We start from the raw sequence: 21,728 nt of genomic DNA on the forward strand, positions 1-21,728 counted from the left end.
CCTGTTAATAATGTACTTATATAATATCATCCTCGATAGGGTATGCTTATTTTTTAGAATTTTTAAACTTCCGACAAAATTTGTAGTATTTTTACAAAATAATATTAATAAACCATTAACAGTGACAAATATCGTTTTGGTACTACATTATATGTGTTAAAAATAATAATTTTTTGTCAAAAACTTTTGTACCAGGGCATGATTTAATTTCTTTTATTTTATTATTTTATTATTCTAGTAACCTTTACCATACGGTCCTTCCAATAGTAAGTTGTGTTAGAGTAATCCACACCTTTTGAAGAAGATGAATGCAAAATTGTATTGGGGTCAACAAATAAACCTGCATGATCAATCGTGCCATCAAAATTTGTATCATATGATACGATATCGCCTACTCTTGCTTGCGAAAAAGGAACTGACGTACCGGCATTAGCTTGTTCCTGGGATGTTCTTGGCAAATATATTCCATGTTCCTCGTATACTCTTTTTATAAATGAAGAACAATCGAATACATCTGCCCTAGTTGTGGAAGCTCCATAAAGATACCCTGCACCGATGTATTTCTTACCACTGTTTATGATATCTTGACCAGTTGTTTCCTGTACTGGCACGGTTTGAGAAGTTGATGGAACATTGATTACTTGTCCAATATACAAATTATTTGGATTCGTGATTTGCGCATTTATAGCAAGGATAGCTGTTATCGTAGTATTATATTTTTGAGAAATGATATAGATTGTATCACCGGCTTTAACAGTATATTTGGAGTTTGTTAGATCTTGAGATACTTTTAATACTTGCCCTGGATATATCATTGCGGATGTTAACCCGTTCCATTCTATTATTTGTGAAGCAGATGTATTATTGTCATACGCGATCTTCCATAAGACATCCCCACTTTTAACAGTGTACGTGGCTGCATCAGCCTGCGAAGCAAATAATAAAGTACCCGCCAATCCTGCTGTAATAATAAACTTTTTCATGATGTTTTTCTCTCCTTCGTATGTATTATTCTCGTTATTAAATTATGTTGATATACTAATAATTCGCATGCTTCTCATAAACTATGACCCTATAATAACAATTTTTCTGCCAAATTTTTTAGGTACTTCTTGGACTAGCTGCCAATATAGGGAACCAAAACCGATCATTTCCGGACTTTAAAAAAGCTCAATCAGCTATAACATTTGTTACATCACAGCTTGAAGGTTTTTGGAACAATTCCCCATTTGGTAAATTTACCAGTGCATAAATGTAAAAAAACCGACAAATTTCCATGTCGGTTTTTTAAATGTAACTTTTATTCTTTTTTACGCACTCATCCAATGCGGAGGAGTATTTTTATCCCAATAAATCGACCCCATATCATAATGAGTTAAAAACTCATCCTCGGCTGTATGGTAATGGAAGTTAAACCAATACCCTTCCTTTGGTGGATGGTCCCGTCTTACATGGAATCTTATTAAATCCTTACCTGTATTGCTATGGTAAACATGAAAAATCTTTTCGCCAAGTCCACTAGTTGGATTTTCTGAAATAACCAACTGACGAAGATCATCTTCAGGAACCCTTTCCGCAAGCCCAGCTATAGCCTCTTCAATTTTTGGCAGGATCACCTGTTTAAATTCGTCGCCAATAACATCACCAATCGTAGATCCAAATTTCATCATAGATTGTTGTTCAGCGTGAATCATTGAATAAGCTGTAAATGATGTGACTAAATCAGAGTGATTATCAATCGAAAACGCAAGACTTTGCCATGAATGATCACTTTTTTCTTCGGTTTCTATTTCCTCTAATGCTTCTATGTCATTAACAACTAATAAGCGATCATTTTGGTCAGATACATCACTATTTTCTTTTACATTTTTATCAATGTCGACTGATAGCTGCGGAACAACAGTTCCAAAAGTGAAAATGGTTACCAATACGACAAAAAGTTTTCTCATCCAGAGTTTCATGAGCTGGTCTCCCCAGTCTTTATTATTGATTATTTATTCAATATTTTCTCATGTTTCTGGTAAAAAAACTAGGAATAAGCCCTTTTGTAATAAAAATGTAACTAAAGACTTACATACTTTTTGGGAGTTGGTCGATTTTACCGTGCATATAACTCATGGCTTCAGTTAGTATTTCAATAGCAGCGAAGCTTTTTTGCCTTTGTGCATAGGCTTCTTGAACTAGTTCGAGCAAGTGTCTGTCATTTGCTTGTTGTACAATTTCAAGGACCATCTGCCCAAATTCATCAACCTCCATTCCATTTCTCAGCAGTGTTCTAAATTCCATAACCACTTCCGTTAATAATTGTAATCTTGTTAGTTCATCCATTGTAAAAATCTCCTTTAGAAAATACCACTGTTTTTAATTTTTTGCACTGCTTCTATTAATGTTTCTTCTGCTTGAACAAGAGCGATTCGAACATATCCTTCCCCCGATGGTCCGAATGCATTTCCCGGTGTGACAACAACACCTGCTTTTTCGATTAACTTAATAGCGAACTCTTTTGATGTATATCCTTTTGGAATCTCTGCCCACATGAACATCGTTGCCGGTGGTCGCTCCACATCCCAACCAATCGTACGGAGTCCATCAACCAGTGCGTCCCGTCTTGATTCATAACGCTTATTGTTTTCTTTTAAGAAAGAATCGCCGTTCACGAGGGCGACCGTTGCAGCCTTTTGGATTGGTGAAAAAACACCATAGTCCAAGTTAGATTTTAGTTTCGCTAATGCTCCAACAATCTGTTTGTTCCCAATCATGTAGCCGATTCGGCAACCGGCCATATTGTAGCTTTTAGAAAGGGAATTAAATTCAACCCCGACGTCAAAAGCCCCTTCTACCTCAAGAAAGCTAACAGGTTTTTGACCATCAAAAACAAGTTCAGAATAGGCAAAATCATGAATAACAACGATATCATATTTTTTAGCAAAAGCAACGGCCTTTTCAAAAAACGGCTTATTTGCCATTGCCGGTACCGGATTTCCAGGAAAATTTAAAATCATCATTTTCGCCTTTTCCGCGATTTTCTCTGGAATCGCATCTAAATCAGGTAAAAATCCATTTTCCTTTAAGAGGGGCATGGGGTAGGCAGCTGCTTTTGCCATTCGCACACCGTCAGCGTACGCGGTGTAGCCCGGATCTGGTACGAGAATAACATCCCCTTCGTCACATATAGTCATAGGGAGATGAAGAAGACCATCCTGGGAACCGCTCATTTGTACTATTTCAGTTTCAGGGTTAAAGGTAACTCCATAATGCTTCGAATAAAAGCTTAGGACTGCCTCATAAAATTCTTTTGTCCCTGTTAAAGTATAACCATATTGAGTGGGATCCTGAACATTCTTTACCAATGCATCAATAATAAATGGTGGTGGTGGAAGATCAGGACTGCCAATACTAAGGTCAATCATATGTATGCCTTGCGCAATTTTTTCTTTTTTGAATGCGGCTAATTCTGAAAATATACTAGTCTCAAAAGATTGCATTAATTTCGATGTCATAAAAGCCATAACTGTCTTAGCCCCCATTTCTTTGTTTGAAGAATATTTTACCACAATTAATGAGGGGGAGAGTGCAGTTCATTAAGAAAAAAAGGAACCAATGCCAACTTATTGGCATCAATTCCTATTAGTCCTTTAAGTCTTCCATTATAAGATACCGGATTTTTTTCGTTTTTTCCGACGTGAAGAGTCCATTTTATATTTCCCAGTTTCCTGCGTAGTCGTTCCTTGACCTTCCACATCTGCAGACCCAAGGCCGATTGTTGTTGGATCTGCTTTCGTTTCTCTTGGCATGTTCGAACCACCTCCCTAACGGTAAGGTGTCCAATTTAATTGTTAATCATCCGTTCCAATGACACCAAAATGAAATTTTGCAGTTTTTCGGCGGAAAACGGCAAAGCCAAATGTTTCAAACCTAGTACTTTTCCAATGGTCCTTCAATATAATCCGTTTATTTGCCACTCTTTTTGCTTCCACGATTGTTTCTTCAAGAATATCTGTGTAAAGAGCAATATTCCTCAAACCTTTTATTCCGTCCGATTCTTCTATTTTCATATTGAACATTGGATCAAAGTAGACAACATCAAACGAGTTATTTTTTTGTTCCTTTAAAAAGTCGAGATTATTTCGTTGTACAACTTCAATTCGACTCATTGCCAAATTCATTTCATCATTGCCACTTTCCCATGTCTTCAATCCATGTTGGAGTAAAAATGCAATAAAACGATTTCCTTCTATCCCGACGACACGCCCCGTCTTCCCAACAACACTGCTGGCAACAATGCTATCAGAGCCGAGTCCTAGTGTACAATCAAGAAAAGTCATTCCTTCCTTAAGCCCCGCTGCATAGACAAGGGGATCATCCTCCCCTCTTAATACTCTTTTCACACGAAACATCGCTGAATTTGGGTGAAAAAATATTGGCTCATGAGGATGATTCAATGGGTATATATCCAAACGGTTTTGGCCGACCACTAATACATCATCCTTCTCTTGTACCATTATTTCTTCTACCGATAATTTTCTTCTCGATATGTAAGGTATTTGCAATAGTGTGGCATATCGAATAGCTAATTGAACCATCTCATTGTTCGTTCTTCCTGCAGTTGTAATAATCATTTTAACCCCTTAATCTAAATTTTTACCTGTAAATTATAGAATAAATGTAATATAGTTAATAGGTATAGTAAAGCGTTAAAGAGGTGAATATTAGCGTCAATCTTACACCATGAAACATTATCTAAAAACATTTGCACTATTAATAGTTATTAGTTCACTGCCTATTATACTTTCTAATATATTTAATTTTCCATCTTTTAAAGCTCAGTCCGATGGTCTAAAAGGAAAAGAGGGTTCCCATTTTATTTCTTCCATTGAAAAAAAACAATTATCCCCCTCTTTTCCAGTAGATGAGCAAATTAATAAGGTTATTTATTTGACCTTTGATGATGGTCCCAACGGTTATACTCAAGATATTCTTAATATTCTTCAGTCAAAGAATGCCCATGCTACATTTTTTCTAATAAAAGGAAATATTGATAAGCACCCAACGCTTCTTAAAGAAATAATAAAAAAGGGCAATGCGGTTGGATGCCATAGTGTTTCTCATCGGGTAGATGTGTTTTATTCCAGTCCAAAGGTAGCCATCAATGAAATGAAGGTATGTCAGCGGGCTATTTACGATCAAACAAGGTTTCACACCCCATTAATTCGTGTCCCTTTTGGCAGTTTCCCTCATTTGACAAATGATATTAAAAACGGACTGGAGAATGAAAATTTTATTTATTGGGACTGGAACATTGATAGTGAGGATTGGACAAATAATAATCCCGGCCAAGTCTATACCAATATCGTTAAACAATTAAACTTGACCGAAAAGAAAGGCTATATTCCAACCGTTCTTCTTCATGATAAACAAGTAACTGTTGAAATGTTGCCGAAATTATTAGACTACCTTAACGAAAAAGGATATAAAATCAAATCCATTACAAATGCAAACAAGCCTGTACAATTTAATTTGCATACATCAGAACCAGCCTCGTGAATCGGGCTGTTTTTTTTTTTCGCATAATATCTTAACTGAATGGACAAATTTATGTAGACAGGAGGGGAAGATATGAATTCAAAAACGCGCTTAGCTCATAAGCTATTTATGAGCTCAGCCGTGGCAGCAGTTGCCGTCTCGATCCCAAATCTTCATGTTGAAGCATCATTCGAGAAAGCGGCTACTGAAAGCACTATTTTACGCTACGGACATGAAGGTCTTTCCGTCCGGATTTTACAGGAAAATTTAAGACAACTCGGGTACTACCCGTACGGAGTGGATGGGGTCTATGGAAACCACACTCAATCCGCTGTACAGAAATTCCAATTACATCACGGAATTAAGGTTGATGGGATTGCTGGGGCAAAGACTTTAGCAGCCCTAACCATACATACAGAGAACGTAAATGAAGATTCAGTTCCTGTCCAATCACTTAAAGACAGTCATTTACTTGACGGAACATTTCTTCAGCTTGCCTTAAATTTAATAGGAACTCCATACAAATGGGGTGGTACGACACCAAATGGTTTCGATTGCAGCGGCTTTATTAAATATGTATTTGCGAAAAAAGGGGTTACCATTCCTCGAACGATTAGTGAAATTTGGGATCAAAGTATAGAGGTCCAAAAACCAAGCATTGGTGACTTAGTTTTCTTTGAGACTTATAAACCGGGGCCTTCACATGCCGGTATTTATCTTGGGGGCGGTCGCTTTATTCACTCCGGCTCCACAAAGGGTGTCACAATTAGTCAGCTCAGTCAGAGTTATTGGAGTAAAAGATACTTGGGTTCTAAGAGAATTGCTCAATATGATTAGAAATTATGAAATTCGCTAAAATCTATGAGATTCTAGCGAATTTCTTTTAATTGGCTTATTAATACTTTATAGTCATCAATGGATGTTTCTCCGGTTGAGCCGTAATAAGCAGCCTGATAATCATTCAGTAATCTTAATAGTAAATCGGATAATTGATAGTTTTTATTATTGTACGAAAAAGTATTTTGATGAGTGGGAATAGAGCTAATTACTTTTTCCATGAATTCCTTTGATGTTTCCGTTCGTAATCGCAATATCCCATGTTTTCTTCCCCACTTTTGCACTTGATAAAAATACCAGAAGAGCGGTGATTTATAAAATCGCGGAAACTTCATGAGCCATTTCTTTTTCAGATCTATTATTAGCTGTATGAACTTCCGTTTGAAATTCAACCACCACGGTTCTCTGTCAATGACCACATGATGTATCCTAAGTGATTTTGCTGGTTTTATTCGTATGCTATATTTAGCTATCAACCAGATGAATAAGAGAGCAGCAATACAGGCTATGCCTCCAAAAATCCACAGTAACGGCAATTTGATCAAGGTTTCTTCTTGAACCTGATCAGGGAGCTTCATCTCTCCATTCTCAATCATCGGAAGCGTTCCCTTCGTTTCACTTGTTGGAAAGAGACTTATAAGCCATGTGAGTCCCTTTAAAAGAGTGGAACCACCCCATTTAAGCGCTTCCCAACTATTCATCGTTATCGCTAATAACATTCCTCGAAGTGATGGAATTAAAAATAAAAAACTTAGTAATATTATAGTTGCGAAAATCGCCGTAATAACCCCCGTAAACCATGTTGAGTGACCTACTTTTCTAATCTCCATTGTTTCATCTATTTGTTCTTTTTCATTACTTTGTAAAGAAAAGACGATCCCCATTAAACTCAAAATGATTGCCGTTATGAAAAATGCATGGTACGCATCAGTTTGCATCCACTCATTTGCAGTGAAGCATATTGCAAATATGATATATAACAAGATATTACCTTCAAAATGGCGGACCATTTGCATACGTGTTGGTATTCGATTATTCAGGAAGGCACTGCGTAAAAATACAAAAGCGACAGCACTGCTAAGAACGATCCCCAAAAATAAGTGTCCTTCCGGAACGGCCATTTTCCAATTCTGAACAATAATAAATAATAGAATAATAGAATTGGTTAAAAATAAAATAGGAAAGCTCATTTTGCCCGCCATCGTTTTATTGAGAAAATACCCAACTACCCATGCAGCTATCCACCATTTAATATCTAAGTCCATTACTTGCTGCCATTCTAAACTAGTGTTTAGAACGATCACATAATACATCCATAATGCTTCACTAAATAATAATATAAATGATTGTGTAATAATTTTAAGCTGTCCCATCAAAATGACCCTTTCACCACTTGACTATCTGTTGTCATGAATACATCCATTTTTTTTGAAATATTCTTTAGTTTTTTAGAAAAGTCACTGTCGTTTAGATAATAAAAACTGACTAACGCAATTTCGTGTTTATGTCGTTTGTACCAGAGATAATGCTCATTCGTTATCGTTTCACAGAAAAAAATAAATGGATGGGATAATTTCCCTTCATATAACATTTTATCAAACATTGACATTCCCTTTTGACTAACTTGAGCAATAATTTCAGCAAGTTGGTCCAAAAATGATAAAAACCCTTTCATTGGTGGTACTGACTTTAACTTATATCCTTTATAATGACAACCATTACTTGAAAAACCTACGCTTACCCCCTGTTTTTGATAGGCAACTGCAATTGAAGCAATGACAGAAAGCACCCACTCAAAATCTTCACTCTTTTTTAACTCGTATTTTTCCTGCTTGAGTAGATTGTCCTGAAAAGCAGTATTATCGATGACAAAACCACTTACATCAAATAAAATAAACAGTTGTTCATTCACAACAGGCTGGTAAACATTTGTCAGCATTTTTCCTGTTCGTGCACTTGCTTTCCAATTGAATTTTCTCCACTCGTCGCCCGGCTCGTATTCTCTTATTCCGTTCACTAATAATGGGTCCTCAAGATACCCTCCCTGTTTTCCTTTAATCTGCCATTGGATAGAAGACCGAAAAGAGGGTACATGAACAGGAAGCAAACGAGGATAAATATAGAGCTTTTCTGGAAAGGAATGGACAATTCTTTTTTCCGTAAAACGAAAGCCATCACCCGACCTTAATCCTACTTGACCAATTTTGTACACTCCCCGCTTATTCCCTTTACCTTTGATGGTCCATTTTACTTGTTGGTACCATAACAGCCATAATAAACGAATCGTGTATAGATTCTGTTCGTGATCACCCCAGACAACCGCCTCCTTTTTGGGAAATTCCCATTCGAGCCAAACTAGCGGAAGCCACTTATCATTTTTAACGGAAGCCTCAATATGAAACTCTTCTCCTACAAACAGTCTTGTTTTATTTAACTCTATTTCCGGGTTAACATTTTTTAAAGACTTTTCTTTCCAAATTATCGTAATCAGACTAATGAAAATTAATAATGTACTGACCGCAATCAGCGGAAGGAAACTAAACCAGATTGCTGCTAATAAACAAATGAGCCAAAACCAGATCGCATATTTTTCAAACAAGATGCTTGTCTCTTTTAAAGGAAGTTCATTATCCTTGTTTTCACACCTATTTTGTTTTTGTTCACTCATAGTCAAACCACCTGTTCTTCAGGTACTTCCGTTTTCGAAATAATATCATTCAATATATCCTCTGAATGGGTGTCATTGAATCTCGCTTCCGGTTTTAATAAAAGGCGGTGATTCCAAACAGGCTGGACGATCTCTTTTACATCATCCGGAATCACATAATGACGTCCATTTAGTAACGCCCATGCTTTTACTGTTTTATAAAGCGCTTTACTTGCACGTGGGCTTACACCGATTGATAGTAAAGGATGATTACGTGTTTCGTGAGCCAAAATGGTAATATATTGAATAATGGATGGATGAATTTGTACCTCTTGCGTTTGTCTTTGCATCGCTTGAATTTCAGCTGGTTGAAAAATGCTATTAATTTGATCAAAAGGAATTTCATCCCCTACTTGCCCAAGCATTTGTTGTTCTTCCTCTATCGTTGGATATCCTAATTTTAATTTCATTAAGAACCGGTCTAGTTGGGCTTCAGGCAGTGGAAAAGTGCCTTCCATATCAACGGGATTTTGCGTTGCCAGGACAATGAATGGAGCGGTGAGGGAATAGGTCACACCTTCAATCGATACCTGCTTTTCCTCCATACATTCTAATAAACTGGATTGTGTCCGAGGTAATGCCCGGTTGATTTCATCTACTAATAATACATTTGTAAAAACAGGTCCCTTGCGCAAATAGAACTCATTCGTTTTCGGGTTAAAAATCGACGCACCTAATATATCAGACGGTAGTAAATCCGGTGTACATTGAATTCGTGAAAAGGCACAATCCAGCCCCTTTGAAAAAGCTTTAACCATCGTTGTCTTTCCTGTTCCGGGAAGGTCTTCCAATAACACATGTCCTTCAGTTAACAAAGCTGTTAATAGAAGCTTCATTTCCACTTTTCGTCCGATCACGCTTTTAGACAACTCTTTCCATAAATGCTCCAATGCTTCCTTTTGTATGGAAGGTAAGTGATTTGCGCTCATTTTTATAAAATCCCCCACTCTCTAATTTATAAAAACTCCTTATAATTAGGTTTTTAGTTCCTAAGTATAAGGAGAATTGTTAGTTAACATTTTATTTTTTCTTTGTTTATCCCTTAACCATTGTCTTCAGTACTTCATTTCGTTCCTGTTGCTCGGCTTCTGCTGCCAGATCATACTTTTTCAATAAATGAAAGACTTCATTTAACGTTTCCTGTGGCAGGTCTGTTTGAATAAAGCTTTCCATTTTTGGGTAAAGCTCGGTTGGCAAATACGCCTTTTGACTAACAAGCTTGCTTAATACATCCTCTTTCGTGTGGTTGATTTCACATGCCATAACGTAAAACTCCCTTCTAATTTTTGGTTTTGATTATCTATGCATTTTGTTTTTCAATTTGTTCAACTAGCTCCGATAGCTCTTCCCAACGCTCCATTATTTGTTCAAGCTCGGTTGTTAGGGATTGCTCTTTTTCATATAATGGTTGGACTTTCGCAAAATCGGAGCCACTACTTGCAATTTCTTGTTGGATGGTTGATATTTCCTCTTCCAACTGCATGATTTTGTCTTCAATGCCTTCCCATTCTTTTTGTTCTTTATAGCTTAGTTTTAATTTTTTCGGTTTGTTCGACTGTTCTGAAGTAGTGACAGCTTGAGCCTTTTCTTTGGCTTCTTCTTTTTTTAGTAATTCTTGCTTTTGCTTTTCTTCATCTAAATATTCACTATAGGACCCGTAGAAAATTCGAATACTTCCTTCCCCTTCAAACACAAACAGGATATCACTTGTTTTATCTAAAAAGAAACGGTCATGCGATACCGTTAAAACGACACCTGGGAATTCCTCTAAGTAGTCTTCCAAAATTGTCAATGTTTCAATATCAAGATCATTCGTTGGCTCATCGAGGATGATTACATTTGGCTCTGTCATTAAAATTTTCAATAAATAAAGGCGACGGCGTTCACCCCCTGACAGCTTTTTAATGTACGTATATTGCATTGCAGGAGAAAACAAAAATCGCTCAAGCATTTGGGATGCTGTAATTTCCTTGCCGTCAATTGTTTTAATGATTTGAGCAGTCTCTTTAATATAATCAATGACCCGCTGTTCTTGATTCATCTCTTCATTTTCTTGGGTATAGTACGCGATTTTCACCGTTTGACCAACATCGATTGTACCTTCGTCCGGGATATCCTTTCCTGTCAGTAAGTTTAACAGCGACGTTTTTCCAGAACCATTCGGGCCAACAATACCTATTCGTTCAAATGGCTGTACGATATATGAAAAGTTTTTGATGACCGTTTTATGTTCATACTGCTTAGAGATATTTTCAATTTCAAAAACTTTTTTACCAAGACGGCTACCACCGATAGCAATATCGAGATCGTCTTTTTGACGGTGGCCCGGCTTATTTTGCAGCTCCTCAAAACGCTGGATTCTTGCTTTTTGCTTTGTTGTCCGCGCCTTGGCTCCCCGCCTCATCCAAGCTAATTCCCGTCTTAACAGATTTTGACGCTTATCTTCATTCGCTGCTTCAATTTCTTCGCGGATGGCTTTTGCTTCAAGGAACGTTGAATAGTTTCCCTCATAGCTATACAGATTCCCCTGCTCTAACTCAAAAATTCCATTGGTTACACGATCTAAAAAGTAGCGATCATGCGTTATGAGCAGAATCGCGCCAGGATAGCGTGTAATATATTCTTCCAACCATTCGATCGTTTCAATATCCAAATGGTTCGTCGGCTCATCGAGGATAAGCAGGTCTGCCGGTTGTATTAGACTTCTCGCAATTGCTACCCGTTTCTTTTGTCCACCTGACAGCTGCCCAACATTTTGTGAGTGGTCATCAAGTCCGAGCTTAGTTAAGATTGATTTAGCTTGGGTATTGGCGTCCCAAGCATTCATTGCATCCATTTCCTGTTGAAGTTTAAAAAGCGTGTCTTGCTTTCGTTCATTTAGCGGGTCCTTTTGCAGGGCAATCAAGGCCTCTTCATACTTTTTCAGCAAACGAATCAGCGGTGTGTCACCGTAAAAAATCTCATCTAAGATCGTTCCATTCCCCTCAAACTCCGGGTTCTGCGCTAAATACTCAATGTTATACGATTTCGGCTTGATGATTTCCCCTGCATCAGACGGCTCAATCCCGGCCAATATTTTTAAAAGCGTTGACTTCCCCGTCCCATTCACTCCGATAATTCCAATACGCTGTTTTTCAGCTACACTAAATGTTATATTATTAAATAATGTCTTATCGCCAAAGCTTTTTGATAGATTTTCAACGGACAATATGTTCATTTACAAGTTTCCTTCCCATTCATGATAAAACTTTTGTAAAAAGTCCTCCATTAATTGATGGCGGGCTTCCGCCATTTCCTTAGCTGTATCTGTATTCATTAGATTCTTTAATTTAAGCAGTTTTTCATAAAAATGATTGACCGCTGTTGTTTTTACCGCACGATATTCTTCTTTTGTCATTTTTTCACGTGGATGTATAGCGGGATCATATATTAAATCACCATGTGCACCGGCATAGGCGAATGTTCGTGCAATGCCAATCGCACCGATGGCATCTAGTCGGTCCGCATCCTGAACAACCTTTCCTTCCAGTGTCGTCATAGGTGGGTGGTTGCCACCTTTAAATGACATCGTAGAAATAATTTCAATGATTGTATTAATCGTTTCGTTGTCCGCTTGATGGACTTCAAGCCAGTCTTTCACACGTTTAAGACCGGCTTCCTCTCCGCCTTCATTTAATTTTTCATCGGCGATGTCATGCAGTAGGGCTGCCATTTCACATATAAAAACATCAGCGCCCTCCTGTTCAGCAATATGCTTAGCCATTTTCGTAACCCGGGCAATATGCCACCAATCATGACCACTTGCCTCGTTTTCAAGCTCACTGCGAACAAACGCTGTTGCCTCTTCTATTAATCTGTTTTTATCCATGATTGGTTAACCCCTTTTCGTTATTTACAAAGACTTATATATAATGAAATCTTATCATTTTTTAGCAAAATCATTCAACTATTAGTGAAGTGGATCCATATACTGTAGAAATACTGTTATATTATCGGGTTTGATCAAGAAATTATCCGGATTTAGTAAAATATTAGCCGATTTATTGATTATATTATCCACTTTCCATTTTACTCAATAAGAAGGGAGTTATTTTCATATGTACAGACCTCAACCACATCCAACAATGATCGGAACGGCTTGGCGGGGGCATCATGTTGTAATTCTCAGGTGCAATCCATATACAAATCAATTTCTTGGAATCAACACTAGTCTTGAAGCTCCGGTTGAGCCAACCCACCCCACGTGTACAGAGACACTTTCACGGTTTTTAAGCATCGGTTATACGATGATAAATACAACCATGATCTCACAAACAGAGATTCAATATGTACTTATAAAAAAATGAACTCGTTGCGGGGATCGCAAAACGAGTTCATCGTTTTTTCTTTATCGTTTTCTATCTTTTTTACGTGGGGTAGCATGATTACTACCGTTTGGTGCTTGATTGGTTCCGCCTTTTTGGGGAGCTGCACCACCTTTAATTACGGCTCGTTTACTTTCCCCGACACTGTACGATTTTTTCTTGCCATCACCATCTTTATTTTGCCGGTGCTCAGGTCTTGGCGCTCGTTTTGTAACCCGCTCCCTATCATCACTTTTTCTTACATTTGGGCGGTCATCAACGATTTCACCGCCATAAAGTTCTTTTTTCGTCATCGCAACACCTAATTCTTTACCGTACTTTAGTAATGTCTTCTCTTCAGTTGGTGTAACTAAAGAGATCACGGTACCTTGTGCCCCCATCCGTCCTGTACGGCCTGAGCGATGGATATATTGCTCAATTTTTTCAGGCATGTCCAAATGGATGACATGGGTCAAGCCCTGAATATCCATCCCTCTAGCGGCAATGTCTGTTGCTAAAAGGAGAGTCAGTTTTCCGCTGCGGAATTGTTGAATCGCTGCGGCTCGTTCTTTTTTATTAGCAGCACTATGTAAAACTCCAATTGGAATCTTTTTATATTTAAATTTCGCCGCTAATTCGTCGATATGAAAAGAATCATTAATAAAAATGAGCGCCTTCATACTTTCGTCCATTCGATAAATTCTTCTTAGCACTTCAACCTTATCCCTGCGCTCACTTACAAAATAAATATGGTCGACAGCATTATTCCGCTCACGTTCAACTTGAATAAATGTTGGAGCATTCATCACCTTTTTGGCAAAATCCTGTACTACATCCGAAATAGTGGCCGAGAAAAATAGAACTTGACGATCTCTTAATGTAGATTGAATCACCATTTTTACATCGTAAGTCAACTTCTGAGCAACCATTTGATCCACTTCATCGACAACAACTGTTTTCACTTCATGCATTTTCATTTTTTTCTTATCAATTAGCTCATTAATTCTTCCCGGAGTACCAACGATAATCATTGGATTTTTCTTCAAGCGGTCGATTTGTCGTTTAAGGTCAACTCCACCAATAAACGCTCCACTTACGATTCCACTATTCAAAGTAAAGTTCTGAATAACTTGATGAATTTGCATCGCCAGTTCTCTTGTTGGTGACAAAATAACAGCTTGAATTTCTCTTTTATCCGGATCGATATTATGTAATATTGGAAGCAAGTATGCCAATGTTTTTCCTGTTCCAGTCGGTGATTCGGCAACAATGTCCACCCCTTCTGAAATACTTGGAATCGCCTTTTGTTGTATTGCTGTTGGTTGTTCAAATCCAGCCTTTTGCCACGCTTCTTTTAGGAAAGGCTTCATTGTGTTTAATAGTTCCATTGTGTTTGCCCCTTTTATAGCATTAGTTCATTTAAGAAGTCAATCGACTCAATCATATACTCCACCATTATTGGTAAATCGTCAACTTGTGCTTCCCCTATTTTTCGATCAAATTTCAAAATGATTGTATTTTTCAATTTCACAGAATGGGAAGGGTCATAATTGTATGAGATTTCTTGGATTATTAAAGGACGATCACCCCAAATTTCCAACAATGCCGACTGAATCACTTCACAATCCTTTTTCGGATCTATTACAGTCATTAAAAAGACAGCTTCAATATGGCAGCCAATCGATTTGTCTTCTTTTTCCAAGATTTCTGCTGATAAATCATAGACACCTGCGTTTATTCGGAGCTCTCCATGAACCGAATTATCCGTTTTATCCATTTTTCTAAAAGTCACGGCATAGTCGCGGGAAAGCTTCGCAAGATCGATTTGATCCCTGCGATTTGTAATTAAGATTTCCTCTTCTAGATCAAGGTCATAAAGGGCTCCTTCTGCAACAACCTTTAAATTGTCAAAAATGGTAGGATCAAACATAATATCCCTCGCTCCCCAAGTTTTCTTTCCCCATTTTAACAAAATTCGCATATATTACGAACTTTTTCATTGAACAATTTTTCTAATGTTCTTATAATTAATAAATCAGGTAGAAAAGGAAGTGATTGAAAGTGCCTATTAACATTCCAAAGGATTTACCCGCTAAAGAAATACTTGAAAGTGAAAATATATTTGTAATGGATGAAGAACGTGCATATCAACAGGATATCCGCGCTTTAAATATAGTAATCTTAAATTTAATGCCTTTAAAGGAAAAAACGGAAGAACACCTTCTTCGCGTACTTAGTAACTCACCATTACAAGTCAATATTACACTAATGCATCCGCAAACACATCAATCAAAAAATACAAAGCAGGAGCACTTGGAAAATTTCTATCGTACTTTCGATGAAATCAAAGGCCGCAAATTTGATGGCATGATTATTACAGGGGCTCCGATTGAACTATTGGAGTTTGAAGATGTTACCTATTGGGATGAAATAAAAGAAATTATGGAATGGACAAAAACCAATGTAACTTCAACCCTCCATATATGCTGGGGTGCCCAAGCAGGGTTATACTATCATTTTGGTATTCCTAAATATCCTTTAGAGAAAAAAATGTTCGGTGTATTCGAACATAAAACATTTCATAGAAAATCGAGAATTCTTCGCGGCTTTGATGAAGTATATCTTGTCCCGCATTCAAGGCATACAGATGTCAAAAAAGAGGATATTGAAAAAAATTCAAATCTTGAAATTCTTTCTTATTCAAATGAAGCAGGTGTTTGTCTCGTCGCATCTAAAGACCGTAAACAATTCTTTATTACAGGACATCCGGAATATGAGGCTACAACACTTAGAGACGAGTATCTTCGCGATAAAAACAAGGGCTTAGATATTGAAATTCCAGTCAATTATTTTCCGAATGATGATCCAAATGAGGAGCCATTAAACAGATGGCGTGCCCATGGAAACCTATTCTATACAAATTGGCTAAATTATTACGTATACCAAGAAACACCATATATTTGGGAGTAAGCTTACCATTCAGTGTCAGCGCAAATGAATTGCGCTGACTTTTTTTATAAGAAAATTATAATATTTTTACCTAATATATCTGAAAATTCTTGAAATTAGGACGAGTATTTGGTATCATGAAAAAAAGGGAAAAGGAAGTGGTTTCTTTGACAAAATTGTTGAAGCTTGTAATAATTCCGAATTTCATGGTACTAGCAGTTCTAGCACTTCTCCCAGCTCTATTAATTACAAATGACGTTAGTTTCATAAACGGCTTAATCGAACAATTAGCTAGTGAAAGTGATTAAAAATTAATAATGAATGAAAAACAAGAGGCTGACCGAAAAGTGTCCAACTCCACATTGCAAATACAGTAAATTTTGCACCTAATGTGGTTTGATGACACTTTACGGTCAGCCCTTATTTGTGAAAAGATAAACTTTCTAAACTTATACTTCATTTTTCTCCTTTTTTTCCTCACATTCAAAACATGTAATTGTTCCGTCTTCTTTGACAATCCCATTAAAAAACCCATTTAAACAGAAAATTTCTTTTTTACATTCTTGACATTCTCCAACTAATTCTTTCAATTTAATCTCCCCCTTAATATTACTATACCAAATTTTATCGACCTACTTCCAAAACTGATACCATTTTTTATGTACTAGCTTTTCATCCAAATCCTTTTGCTTTTGATTAAAAAATTCCCTTATTTTTGTAGTTACCTCTCTATCCCTTTGCTGGATGATTAAATGTTCCGCCTGCTTCTCGATTCGACGCCCCATAAACCAAAGCCCTCCATGTCATAAAAAGCAAACGAATAGTTCTAAACTACAATCGTTTGCTTTTTATTTTTTACTTATTTTTATATTAAGGTAAAGTTAACAGCTTGGGTGATACAATTACCCCATCTTCATCGGCATACACATATTCATCGGGTGTCCATGTAATACTACCAAACTTTGTTACAACATTTGTTTTCCCTTTGCCTTCTTTTTTGCTTTTTAATGGCATCGTTCCAATCGCAAATACTCCAATATTCATCCCCGCAATTTCCCCACTGTCACGAATGACACCATTTACGATGATTCCCGCGATTTTTCGGTCAACTGCGATTTGTGCCAACATATCCCCCACTAGAGCACAATTTCTTGATGCACCGCCATTTACAACAAGGACAGAGCCTTCCGGTATAGTTTCTAACATTTGGCGAACTAATACATTGTCTTCGAAAACCTCAACGGTTTGTATTGGGCCTGAAAACTGTTTCTTAGCACCATAGGATTTAAATTCTACCTGGCAGATTGAAATGCTATCTGAATAATGATCACATAAATCTGCTGTTTTTAACGTTTGTACTGCTTTCAAATGAAAGCCCCCCATTTCCCACTTTTGTCCATCTTATTATACTACTTTTTCGAATTTTTTGTTAATAGTAAATTTTAAAATTAAAAAGAAGGCAACAGCTACCTTGCTGCCCGCCTTCTTAACTTCCGAATCTATTTAACTATTCATTTATTGTACTTACTATATCTCTAGCAATCCAAACACCGCATGCACTAGCCTGAGCCAAGCCACGTGTTACCCCAGCACCATCTCCACCTAAATACAATCCGGAAATTTCAGATTCAAACTTATCATTTAAGTTTGGTCTTGCTGAGTAGAACTTAGCTTCAACACCATAGAACAATGTATGTTCTGAAGCGATACCTGGTGTAACATGATTCAATGCTTCAGTCATTTCTACTAAACTTTTCATTGTATTGTAAGGTAATACCAACCCTAAGTCTCCAGGAACAGCCTCTTTCAAGGTTGGTTCAATAAATCCTTCTTTAATCCGTTTTTCTGTTGAACGGCGACCTTTTAGTATGTCTCCATACTTTTGAACGATAATTCCACCACCTGACAACTGATTAGCAAGTGTAGAAACTTCATGTGCATATTCAGTCGGCTTGTTAAACGGCTCAGAGAATTTATGAGAGACTAACAAAGCAAAGTTCGTATTTCGGCTGCCTCGCTTCGGATCTTTATAAGCATGTCCATTTGCCAGCATGATCCCAGAATGATTTTCCACTACAACATGTCCGGAAGGGTTGCTGCAGAAGGTTCTAACTGTTGTCCCAACAGATGTATTAAAAACAAATTTTCCTTCATAAAGATTCTTATTAATTTCTTCCATTACAATATCTGAAGTTTCTACACGTACACCGATGTCTACTTGATTGTTAAACATCGTAACGCGACGTTTCTTTAAGATTTTTGTTAACCATGCTGAGCCGTCACGACCAGGAACAATGACAACTTTTTTAGCATGTAAAACTTCGCCATCCTTTAACTCGATTCCAGTTACCTTATGACGGCCATCCATTTTTTCAGTTATAATGTCCGCTACCTCTGATTTATAGCGCATTTCAATTTTAGTTTTCAAATATTCATAAATACTTTGCATAATTTCAAGATTTTGCTCTGTTCCTAAGTGGCGTACTTGTGCACGCAAAAGTTTTAAACCAGCCGCATAGCCGCGGCGTTCAATTTCTTTTACAGCTGGAGTTAATGGGTCTGTAATAGATTCCGTCGCACCATGGCTTAAATTAATTTCATCTACATATTTGATTAGTTCTACAACTTCAGATGGTGGTAGGTAGTCAGTCATCCAACCGCCAAATTCACTCGTAATATTAAATTTGCCATCCGAATAGGCGCCAGCTCCGCCAAAACCGTTTGTTATCGAGCAAGCTGGCAGACAACCTGCATAATCTTTTCGGCCAGCTGCAGGTGGACATAACTGAATCTTTTTTTCTAAAATTGGACAGCGTCTGCTATAAATATCATGACCTTTATCTATTAGTAAAACATTTGCGTTTGGCATTTTCAAAGTTAATTCATAACAAGCAAAAATTCCTGCAGGACCAGCGCCCACAACGATTACATCATAATTGTTTTGCATAAAAATTACCCCCATTGTTCATCAATCATATGCTTTTCAAACAATCCTTACATAATATATCAAAATATTAAAATCTAGTCAAACAAAAAACGAACATTTTAATAAGCCATCATTAAAATGTTCGTTTTTTTATTCAACTATGTGTATTCCTTCAATTAACCAGATATTATAATTGATCCATCAATAAGATCATGGACTGTTTTTTCGTATTTAGCCATGTTTCCAACATCAGACCAATATCCATTTGTTTTAAATCCGAATATTGGGCAATCTTTTTTCAATAACATCGGGAAAAGATCTAAACTAAAATCAAAGGTTTCCCCTTTTTTTATATAATGAAGTATTTCCGGTTCCATAATATAAATGCCAGTGTTGATTTGATTTGTGAAAATTTCAGGCCGTGCTGGTTTTTCTAAAAATCGGGTTACTTTGCCTGTTTCATTCGTCCTAATAATTCCATAATCCATTGGATTTTGAACATCTGTCATAAAAATCGTAACAAGAGAATTCTTTGAACGATGAAATTGCATCCCTTTTGTTAAATTAAAATTCGAAATAATATCTCCGTAAATAACAACAAAAGATTCATCTAAAAATTCTTCAGCATTTTTAATACTTCCTGCCGTTCCCAAAGGTCTTCTTTCCTCGAAATAAGTAAGATTTACATCATATTTTCGCCCATCACCAAAATAATCCATAATTTTATTAGATAAATATTGTACGGTTACTGCGATCTCTGTAATGCCATGCTCTTTAAGCTGCTCAATACAATATTCCATTACTGGTTTGTCTAGAATAGGAATCATTGGTTTGGGCATTTCATTTGTTAACGGACGTAACCTACTTCCTCTTCCTCCGGCAATAATAACCCCTTTCATCATGATCACGCCTTCACGAATTAATCACACAGCAAACACCTACAATTACCATGTGTATGTATGTTGAAGTATTGTTATTCCTTTATTTGTCACCAAAATAATGAAATTTTAATCATAATTCAAGTTATTATATCTATAATATAGAGATTCACTTTTTTTCCATCCTAATAAGTTGGAGGGCTGCCAAATGACTGATTATGAGATTGCCAGTTTATTAGCGGTTGGTTTTGGAACACTATTTATTTTGCTCATCTTTTTCTTCATTGCCTACATTTTTGGTGCAATCGGTTTATACTCTATGGCTAAGCGGGCAAATATCAATAATGAATGGCTTGCGTTCATTCCTATTGGTAATGCCTACATCGTTGGTGAACTAATTGACGAGAGACTAAAGTGGTTTACTGTTGGAAGTAGTGGTGGAATCAAGCTTCTGATTATTTGTCTTGGAGCAATTGTTCTTAATTTGATCCCCGTAATTGGCAATATTGTTGCAATATTAATCGGAATATTCTGGATCGTAGTCTACTATTGGTTATTTGAAAAATACTCAGAAAGTGGAACCATGTTGACGATTATTAATGTTATTACTGGAGGCGTCGCTAGTGCTTTTATAATTTTTGCTCTTAGAAATAAAGAAGCAAGGTATTAAATTAAATTTTAGGTTGTCAAAAAGAGTCCATTCTTCTTGACAGCCTTTTTTATATTATAGCACCTTTTGATTGAAACAGCATTAAGATGCCTAAAAAAGATAGATATTGGAAAATATAATAATAGTGGAATTTTTAATATTAAGGAGGATCTTATGAAAAAAATATTCTATTTTGTCCTTTTAACTACTCTAATTATAGGCTTGGTTGGCTGTAATAACAAGGATGACAAAAAAAACGATAAGGCTAACGAGGGGAATACCGAACAAACCGAAAATAAAGGTGAAAAAGAAAATTCAGAACAGCCGTTGCCTGATTTAGCAGAGCAGAAAACAGTGGAAATGATGCTTGAGGGCATGCCAGAGGATAAGATTGTAAAGCTATATCATCATAAGGAGTTAGGTTTTTCAACCTATGTACCTGATGATATGATCGTCGAATCGAACCCTGAAATATTTAATGTATTCGCAAACTTCGGTGGAACTGAAAATAAGGATGCAACGTTAAAAATCACCGGCCAAACCGAAGAAGAAGTAATAAAGAACCTTCAAGATAACGGGTTCACTCTTGGAAAGGTAGAGGTCAAAGCTTTTGATTTCACTGATAAAGAATTCTCCCTCAATAAAGAAGGAATGATTGGACACGTAGCCTTTTTCAAACACAGCAACGACGATTATGCTATTTATTACTATTTCCCAGAGGATTATGCAGAAGGCTTTGGGCCGAGATCTGATATTATTATAAAAGAAATCGAGTGGCACGATGAACAGTCATAAAGAAATGTAACACATTTGGGCAGTCTTTTGTAAGAATTACAAGACTGCCCTCGAAGGTTAAAATATTAATGTAATAAAATAAACATAGTAGGACATTGGACCAAAATTGATACTAAAAACC

Annotated in this window: 26 protein-coding genes; 7 read left to right on the forward strand and 19 right to left on the reverse strand. The window is 36.8% G+C overall.

Translation table 11 applies throughout. From position 1 onward, the window contains the following. Positions 1-221: 221 nt before the first annotated feature. The 6 genes from BAZO_RS02410 to BAZO_RS02430 all read right to left on the reverse strand — a co-directional run bounded on the left by BAZO_RS02410 (position 222) and on the right by BAZO_RS02430 (position 4,619). Positions 222-983, reverse strand: a complete 762-nt coding sequence (locus BAZO_RS02410) for a C40 family peptidase (RefSeq protein ID WP_003329646.1) — start codon at positions 981-983, stop codon at positions 222-224. A gap of 327 nt (positions 984-1,310) precedes the next feature. Further along, positions 1,311-1,961 carry a YpjP family protein gene (locus tag BAZO_RS02415; RefSeq protein ID WP_003329648.1) on the reverse strand — a complete coding sequence of 217 codons (651 nt, stop codon included), beginning with the start codon at positions 1,959-1,961 and terminating at the stop codon, positions 1,311-1,313. A 109-nt stretch (positions 1,962-2,070) separates the two neighbouring features. Further along, positions 2,071-2,328, reverse strand: a complete 258-nt coding sequence (locus tag BAZO_RS02420) for a hypothetical protein (RefSeq protein WP_003329649.1) — start codon at positions 2,326-2,328, stop codon at positions 2,071-2,073. Positions 2,329-2,342: 14 nt separating this feature from the next. Next, entirely contained in the window at positions 2,343-3,509 is a 1,167-nt protein-coding gene (locus BAZO_RS02425) for an LL-diaminopimelate aminotransferase (RefSeq protein ID WP_003329650.1), read from the reverse strand. A 138-nt stretch (positions 3,510-3,647) separates the two neighbouring features. After that, the gene (locus BAZO_RS21505; protein WP_003329651.1) at positions 3,648-3,794 is read right to left on the reverse strand and encodes a YuzL family protein; all 147 of its coding nucleotides are present in this window, start codon (positions 3,792-3,794) and stop codon (positions 3,648-3,650) included. Between the two features lie 42 nt (positions 3,795-3,836). Continuing rightward, the gene (locus BAZO_RS02430) at positions 3,837-4,619 is read right to left on the reverse strand and encodes a class I SAM-dependent methyltransferase (RefSeq protein ID WP_003329652.1); all 783 of its coding nucleotides are present in this window, start codon (positions 4,617-4,619) and stop codon (positions 3,837-3,839) included. Positions 4,620-4,728: 109 nt separating this feature from the next. On the opposite strand from BAZO_RS02430, the gene BAZO_RS02435 reads away from it, so the two are divergent. Next, on the forward strand, positions 4,729-5,544 hold the full coding sequence (locus BAZO_RS02435) for a polysaccharide deacetylase family protein (protein WP_003329653.1): 816 nt from the start codon (positions 4,729-4,731) through the stop codon (positions 5,542-5,544). A gap of 72 nt (positions 5,545-5,616) precedes the next feature. Beyond that, the gene (locus BAZO_RS02440; RefSeq protein WP_003329654.1) at positions 5,617-6,360 is read left to right on the forward strand and encodes a C40 family peptidase; all 744 of its coding nucleotides are present in this window, start codon (positions 5,617-5,619) and stop codon (positions 6,358-6,360) included. Between the two features lie 32 nt (positions 6,361-6,392). Here BAZO_RS02440 and BAZO_RS02445 read toward each other — a convergent pair whose 3' ends face one another. The 6 genes from BAZO_RS02445 to BAZO_RS02470 all read right to left on the reverse strand — a co-directional run bounded on the left by BAZO_RS02445 (position 6,393) and on the right by BAZO_RS02470 (position 12,935). Beyond that, positions 6,393-7,733 carry a hypothetical protein gene (locus BAZO_RS02445; protein WP_003329655.1) on the reverse strand — a complete coding sequence of 447 codons (1,341 nt, stop codon included), beginning with the start codon at positions 7,731-7,733 and terminating at the stop codon, positions 6,393-6,395. Then, complete coding sequence (locus BAZO_RS02450; protein ID WP_003329656.1) at positions 7,733-9,028, reverse strand: DUF58 domain-containing protein; 1,296 nt, start codon at positions 9,026-9,028, stop codon at positions 7,733-7,735. The genes BAZO_RS02445 and BAZO_RS02450 overlap by 1 nt, the downstream gene beginning before the upstream one ends. A gap of 2 nt (positions 9,029-9,030) precedes the next feature. Continuing rightward, on the reverse strand, positions 9,031-9,996 hold the full coding sequence (locus tag BAZO_RS02455) for an AAA family ATPase (RefSeq protein ID WP_003329657.1): 966 nt from the start codon (positions 9,994-9,996) through the stop codon (positions 9,031-9,033). 106 nt (positions 9,997-10,102) lie between these two features. Then, positions 10,103-10,330 (reverse strand): hypothetical protein, encoded by a 228-nt coding sequence (locus BAZO_RS02460; protein ID WP_003329658.1) that lies wholly within the window; start codon positions 10,328-10,330, stop codon positions 10,103-10,105. Between the two features lie 37 nt (positions 10,331-10,367). Next, positions 10,368-12,284, reverse strand: a complete 1,917-nt coding sequence (locus BAZO_RS02465) for an ABC-F family ATP-binding cassette domain-containing protein (RefSeq protein WP_003329659.1) — start codon at positions 12,282-12,284, stop codon at positions 10,368-10,370. Further along, the gene (locus BAZO_RS02470; protein ID WP_003329661.1) at positions 12,285-12,935 is read right to left on the reverse strand and encodes an HD domain-containing protein; all 651 of its coding nucleotides are present in this window, start codon (positions 12,933-12,935) and stop codon (positions 12,285-12,287) included. A gap of 229 nt (positions 12,936-13,164) precedes the next feature. Here BAZO_RS02470 and BAZO_RS02475 point away from each other — a divergent pair, with 229 nt between their 5' ends. Next, positions 13,165-13,413 carry a hypothetical protein gene (locus BAZO_RS02475; protein ID WP_003329662.1) on the forward strand — a complete coding sequence of 83 codons (249 nt, stop codon included), beginning with the start codon at positions 13,165-13,167 and terminating at the stop codon, positions 13,411-13,413. Positions 13,414-13,454: 41 nt separating this feature from the next. Here BAZO_RS02475 and BAZO_RS02480 read toward each other — a convergent pair whose 3' ends face one another. Together BAZO_RS02480 and BAZO_RS02485 are read right to left on the reverse strand one after the other, a co-directional pair. Continuing rightward, positions 13,455-14,798, reverse strand: a complete 1,344-nt coding sequence (locus BAZO_RS02480) for a DEAD/DEAH box helicase (RefSeq protein ID WP_003329663.1) — start codon at positions 14,796-14,798, stop codon at positions 13,455-13,457. A 14-nt stretch (positions 14,799-14,812) separates the two neighbouring features. Further along, positions 14,813-15,340 (reverse strand): hypothetical protein, encoded by a 528-nt coding sequence (locus BAZO_RS02485; RefSeq protein WP_003329664.1) that lies wholly within the window; start codon positions 15,338-15,340, stop codon positions 14,813-14,815. A 131-nt stretch (positions 15,341-15,471) separates the two neighbouring features. Here BAZO_RS02485 and metA point away from each other — a divergent pair, with 131 nt between their 5' ends. Both metA and BAZO_RS22545 read left to right on the forward strand, forming a co-directional pair. After that, on the forward strand, positions 15,472-16,380 hold the full coding sequence (gene metA / locus BAZO_RS02490) for a homoserine O-acetyltransferase MetA (protein ID WP_003329665.1): 909 nt from the start codon (positions 15,472-15,474) through the stop codon (positions 16,378-16,380). A 146-nt stretch (positions 16,381-16,526) separates the two neighbouring features. Further along, the gene (locus BAZO_RS22545) at positions 16,527-16,667 is read left to right on the forward strand and encodes a hypothetical protein (RefSeq protein WP_162137830.1); all 141 of its coding nucleotides are present in this window, start codon (positions 16,527-16,529) and stop codon (positions 16,665-16,667) included. A gap of 141 nt (positions 16,668-16,808) precedes the next feature. Here BAZO_RS22545 and BAZO_RS22635 read toward each other — a convergent pair whose 3' ends face one another. The 5 genes from BAZO_RS22635 to BAZO_RS02505 form a co-directional block, all read right to left on the reverse strand. Then, positions 16,809-16,949, reverse strand: coding sequence for a hypothetical protein (locus BAZO_RS22635; protein ID WP_003329666.1), 141 nt, complete (start codon positions 16,947-16,949; stop codon positions 16,809-16,811). 42 nt (positions 16,950-16,991) lie between these two features. Further along, on the reverse strand, positions 16,992-17,144 hold the full coding sequence (locus BAZO_RS22190; RefSeq protein ID WP_157382042.1) for a hypothetical protein: 153 nt from the start codon (positions 17,142-17,144) through the stop codon (positions 16,992-16,994). Positions 17,145-17,229: 85 nt separating this feature from the next. Then, a complete protein-coding gene (gene rraA / locus BAZO_RS02495; RefSeq protein ID WP_003329667.1) occupies positions 17,230-17,727 on the reverse strand; it encodes a ribonuclease E activity regulator RraA in 498 nt (165 codons plus the stop codon). 139 nt (positions 17,728-17,866) lie between these two features. Then, on the reverse strand, positions 17,867-19,306 hold the full coding sequence (locus BAZO_RS02500) for an NAD(P)/FAD-dependent oxidoreductase (protein WP_003329668.1): 1,440 nt from the start codon (positions 19,304-19,306) through the stop codon (positions 17,867-17,869). A gap of 155 nt (positions 19,307-19,461) precedes the next feature. Continuing rightward, on the reverse strand, positions 19,462-20,187 hold the full coding sequence (locus tag BAZO_RS02505; RefSeq protein WP_003329669.1) for a nucleotidyltransferase family protein: 726 nt from the start codon (positions 20,185-20,187) through the stop codon (positions 19,462-19,464). Positions 20,188-20,371: 184 nt separating this feature from the next. On the opposite strand from BAZO_RS02505, the gene BAZO_RS02510 reads away from it, so the two are divergent. Both BAZO_RS02510 and BAZO_RS02515 read left to right on the forward strand, forming a co-directional pair. After that, complete coding sequence (locus tag BAZO_RS02510; RefSeq protein WP_003329670.1) at positions 20,372-20,833, forward strand: hypothetical protein; 462 nt, start codon at positions 20,372-20,374, stop codon at positions 20,831-20,833. Between the two features lie 153 nt (positions 20,834-20,986). Continuing rightward, positions 20,987-21,607, forward strand: a complete 621-nt coding sequence (locus tag BAZO_RS02515) for a hypothetical protein (RefSeq protein ID WP_003329672.1) — start codon at positions 20,987-20,989, stop codon at positions 21,605-21,607. Positions 21,608-21,728: the final 121 nt, after the last annotated feature.

Source organism: Schinkia azotoformans LMG 9581, assembly GCF_000307855.1.
GTDB classification, from domain to species: Bacteria; Bacillota; Bacilli; order Bacillales; family Bacillaceae_J; genus Schinkia; species Schinkia azotoformans.

Excerpts from the sequence above, each read along its gene's own strand:
- BAZO_RS02420 (WP_003329649.1), bottom strand. The coding sequence starts at position 2,328 with ATGGATGAACTAACAAGATTACAATTATTAACGGAAGTGGTTATGGAA.
- BAZO_RS02425 (WP_003329650.1), bottom strand. The coding sequence starts at position 3,509 with ATGGCTTTTATGACATCGAAATTAATGCAATCTTTTGAGACTAGTATA.
- BAZO_RS02480 (WP_003329663.1), bottom strand. The coding sequence starts at position 14,798 with ATGGAACTATTAAACACAATGAAGCCTTTCCTAAAAGAAGCGTGGCAA.
- BAZO_RS02475 (WP_003329662.1), top strand. The coding sequence starts at position 13,165 with ATGTACAGACCTCAACCACATCCAACAATGATCGGAACGGCTTGGCGG.
- BAZO_RS02450 (WP_003329656.1), bottom strand. The coding sequence starts at position 9,028 with ATGAGTGAACAAAAACAAAATAGGTGTGAAAACAAGGATAATGAACTT.
- BAZO_RS02460 (WP_003329658.1), bottom strand. The coding sequence starts at position 10,330 with ATGGCATGTGAAATCAACCACACGAAAGAGGATGTATTAAGCAAGCTT.
- BAZO_RS02415 (WP_003329648.1), bottom strand. The coding sequence starts at position 1,961 with ATGAAACTCTGGATGAGAAAACTTTTTGTCGTATTGGTAACCATTTTC.
- BAZO_RS02435 (WP_003329653.1), top strand. The coding sequence starts at position 4,729 with ATGAAACATTATCTAAAAACATTTGCACTATTAATAGTTATTAGTTCA.
- BAZO_RS02440 (WP_003329654.1), top strand. The coding sequence starts at position 5,617 with ATGAATTCAAAAACGCGCTTAGCTCATAAGCTATTTATGAGCTCAGCC.
- BAZO_RS02430 (WP_003329652.1), bottom strand. The coding sequence starts at position 4,619 with ATGATTATTACAACTGCAGGAAGAACGAACAATGAGATGGTTCAATTA.
- BAZO_RS21505 (WP_003329651.1), bottom strand. The coding sequence starts at position 3,794 with ATGCCAAGAGAAACGAAAGCAGATCCAACAACAATCGGCCTTGGGTCT.
- BAZO_RS02410 (WP_003329646.1), bottom strand. The coding sequence starts at position 983 with ATGAAAAAGTTTATTATTACAGCAGGATTGGCGGGTACTTTATTATTT.
- BAZO_RS02510 (WP_003329670.1), top strand. The coding sequence starts at position 20,372 with ATGACTGATTATGAGATTGCCAGTTTATTAGCGGTTGGTTTTGGAACA.
- BAZO_RS02500 (WP_003329668.1), bottom strand. The coding sequence starts at position 19,306 with ATGCAAAACAATTATGATGTAATCGTTGTGGGCGCTGGTCCTGCAGGA.
- BAZO_RS02505 (WP_003329669.1), bottom strand. The coding sequence starts at position 20,187 with ATGATGAAAGGGGTTATTATTGCCGGAGGAAGAGGAAGTAGGTTACGT.
- BAZO_RS22190 (WP_157382042.1), bottom strand. The coding sequence starts at position 17,144 with ATGGGGCGTCGAATCGAGAAGCAGGCGGAACATTTAATCATCCAGCAA.
- BAZO_RS02485 (WP_003329664.1), bottom strand. The coding sequence starts at position 15,340 with ATGTTTGATCCTACCATTTTTGACAATTTAAAGGTTGTTGCAGAAGGA.
- BAZO_RS02515 (WP_003329672.1), top strand. The coding sequence starts at position 20,987 with ATGAAAAAAATATTCTATTTTGTCCTTTTAACTACTCTAATTATAGGC.
- BAZO_RS02455 (WP_003329657.1), bottom strand. The coding sequence starts at position 9,996 with ATGAGCGCAAATCACTTACCTTCCATACAAAAGGAAGCATTGGAGCAT.
- BAZO_RS02465 (WP_003329659.1), bottom strand. The coding sequence starts at position 12,284 with ATGAACATATTGTCCGTTGAAAATCTATCAAAAAGCTTTGGCGATAAG.
- BAZO_RS02445 (WP_003329655.1), bottom strand. The coding sequence starts at position 7,733 with ATGGGACAGCTTAAAATTATTACACAATCATTTATATTATTATTTAGT.
- BAZO_RS02470 (WP_003329661.1), bottom strand. The coding sequence starts at position 12,935 with ATGGATAAAAACAGATTAATAGAAGAGGCAACAGCGTTTGTTCGCAGT.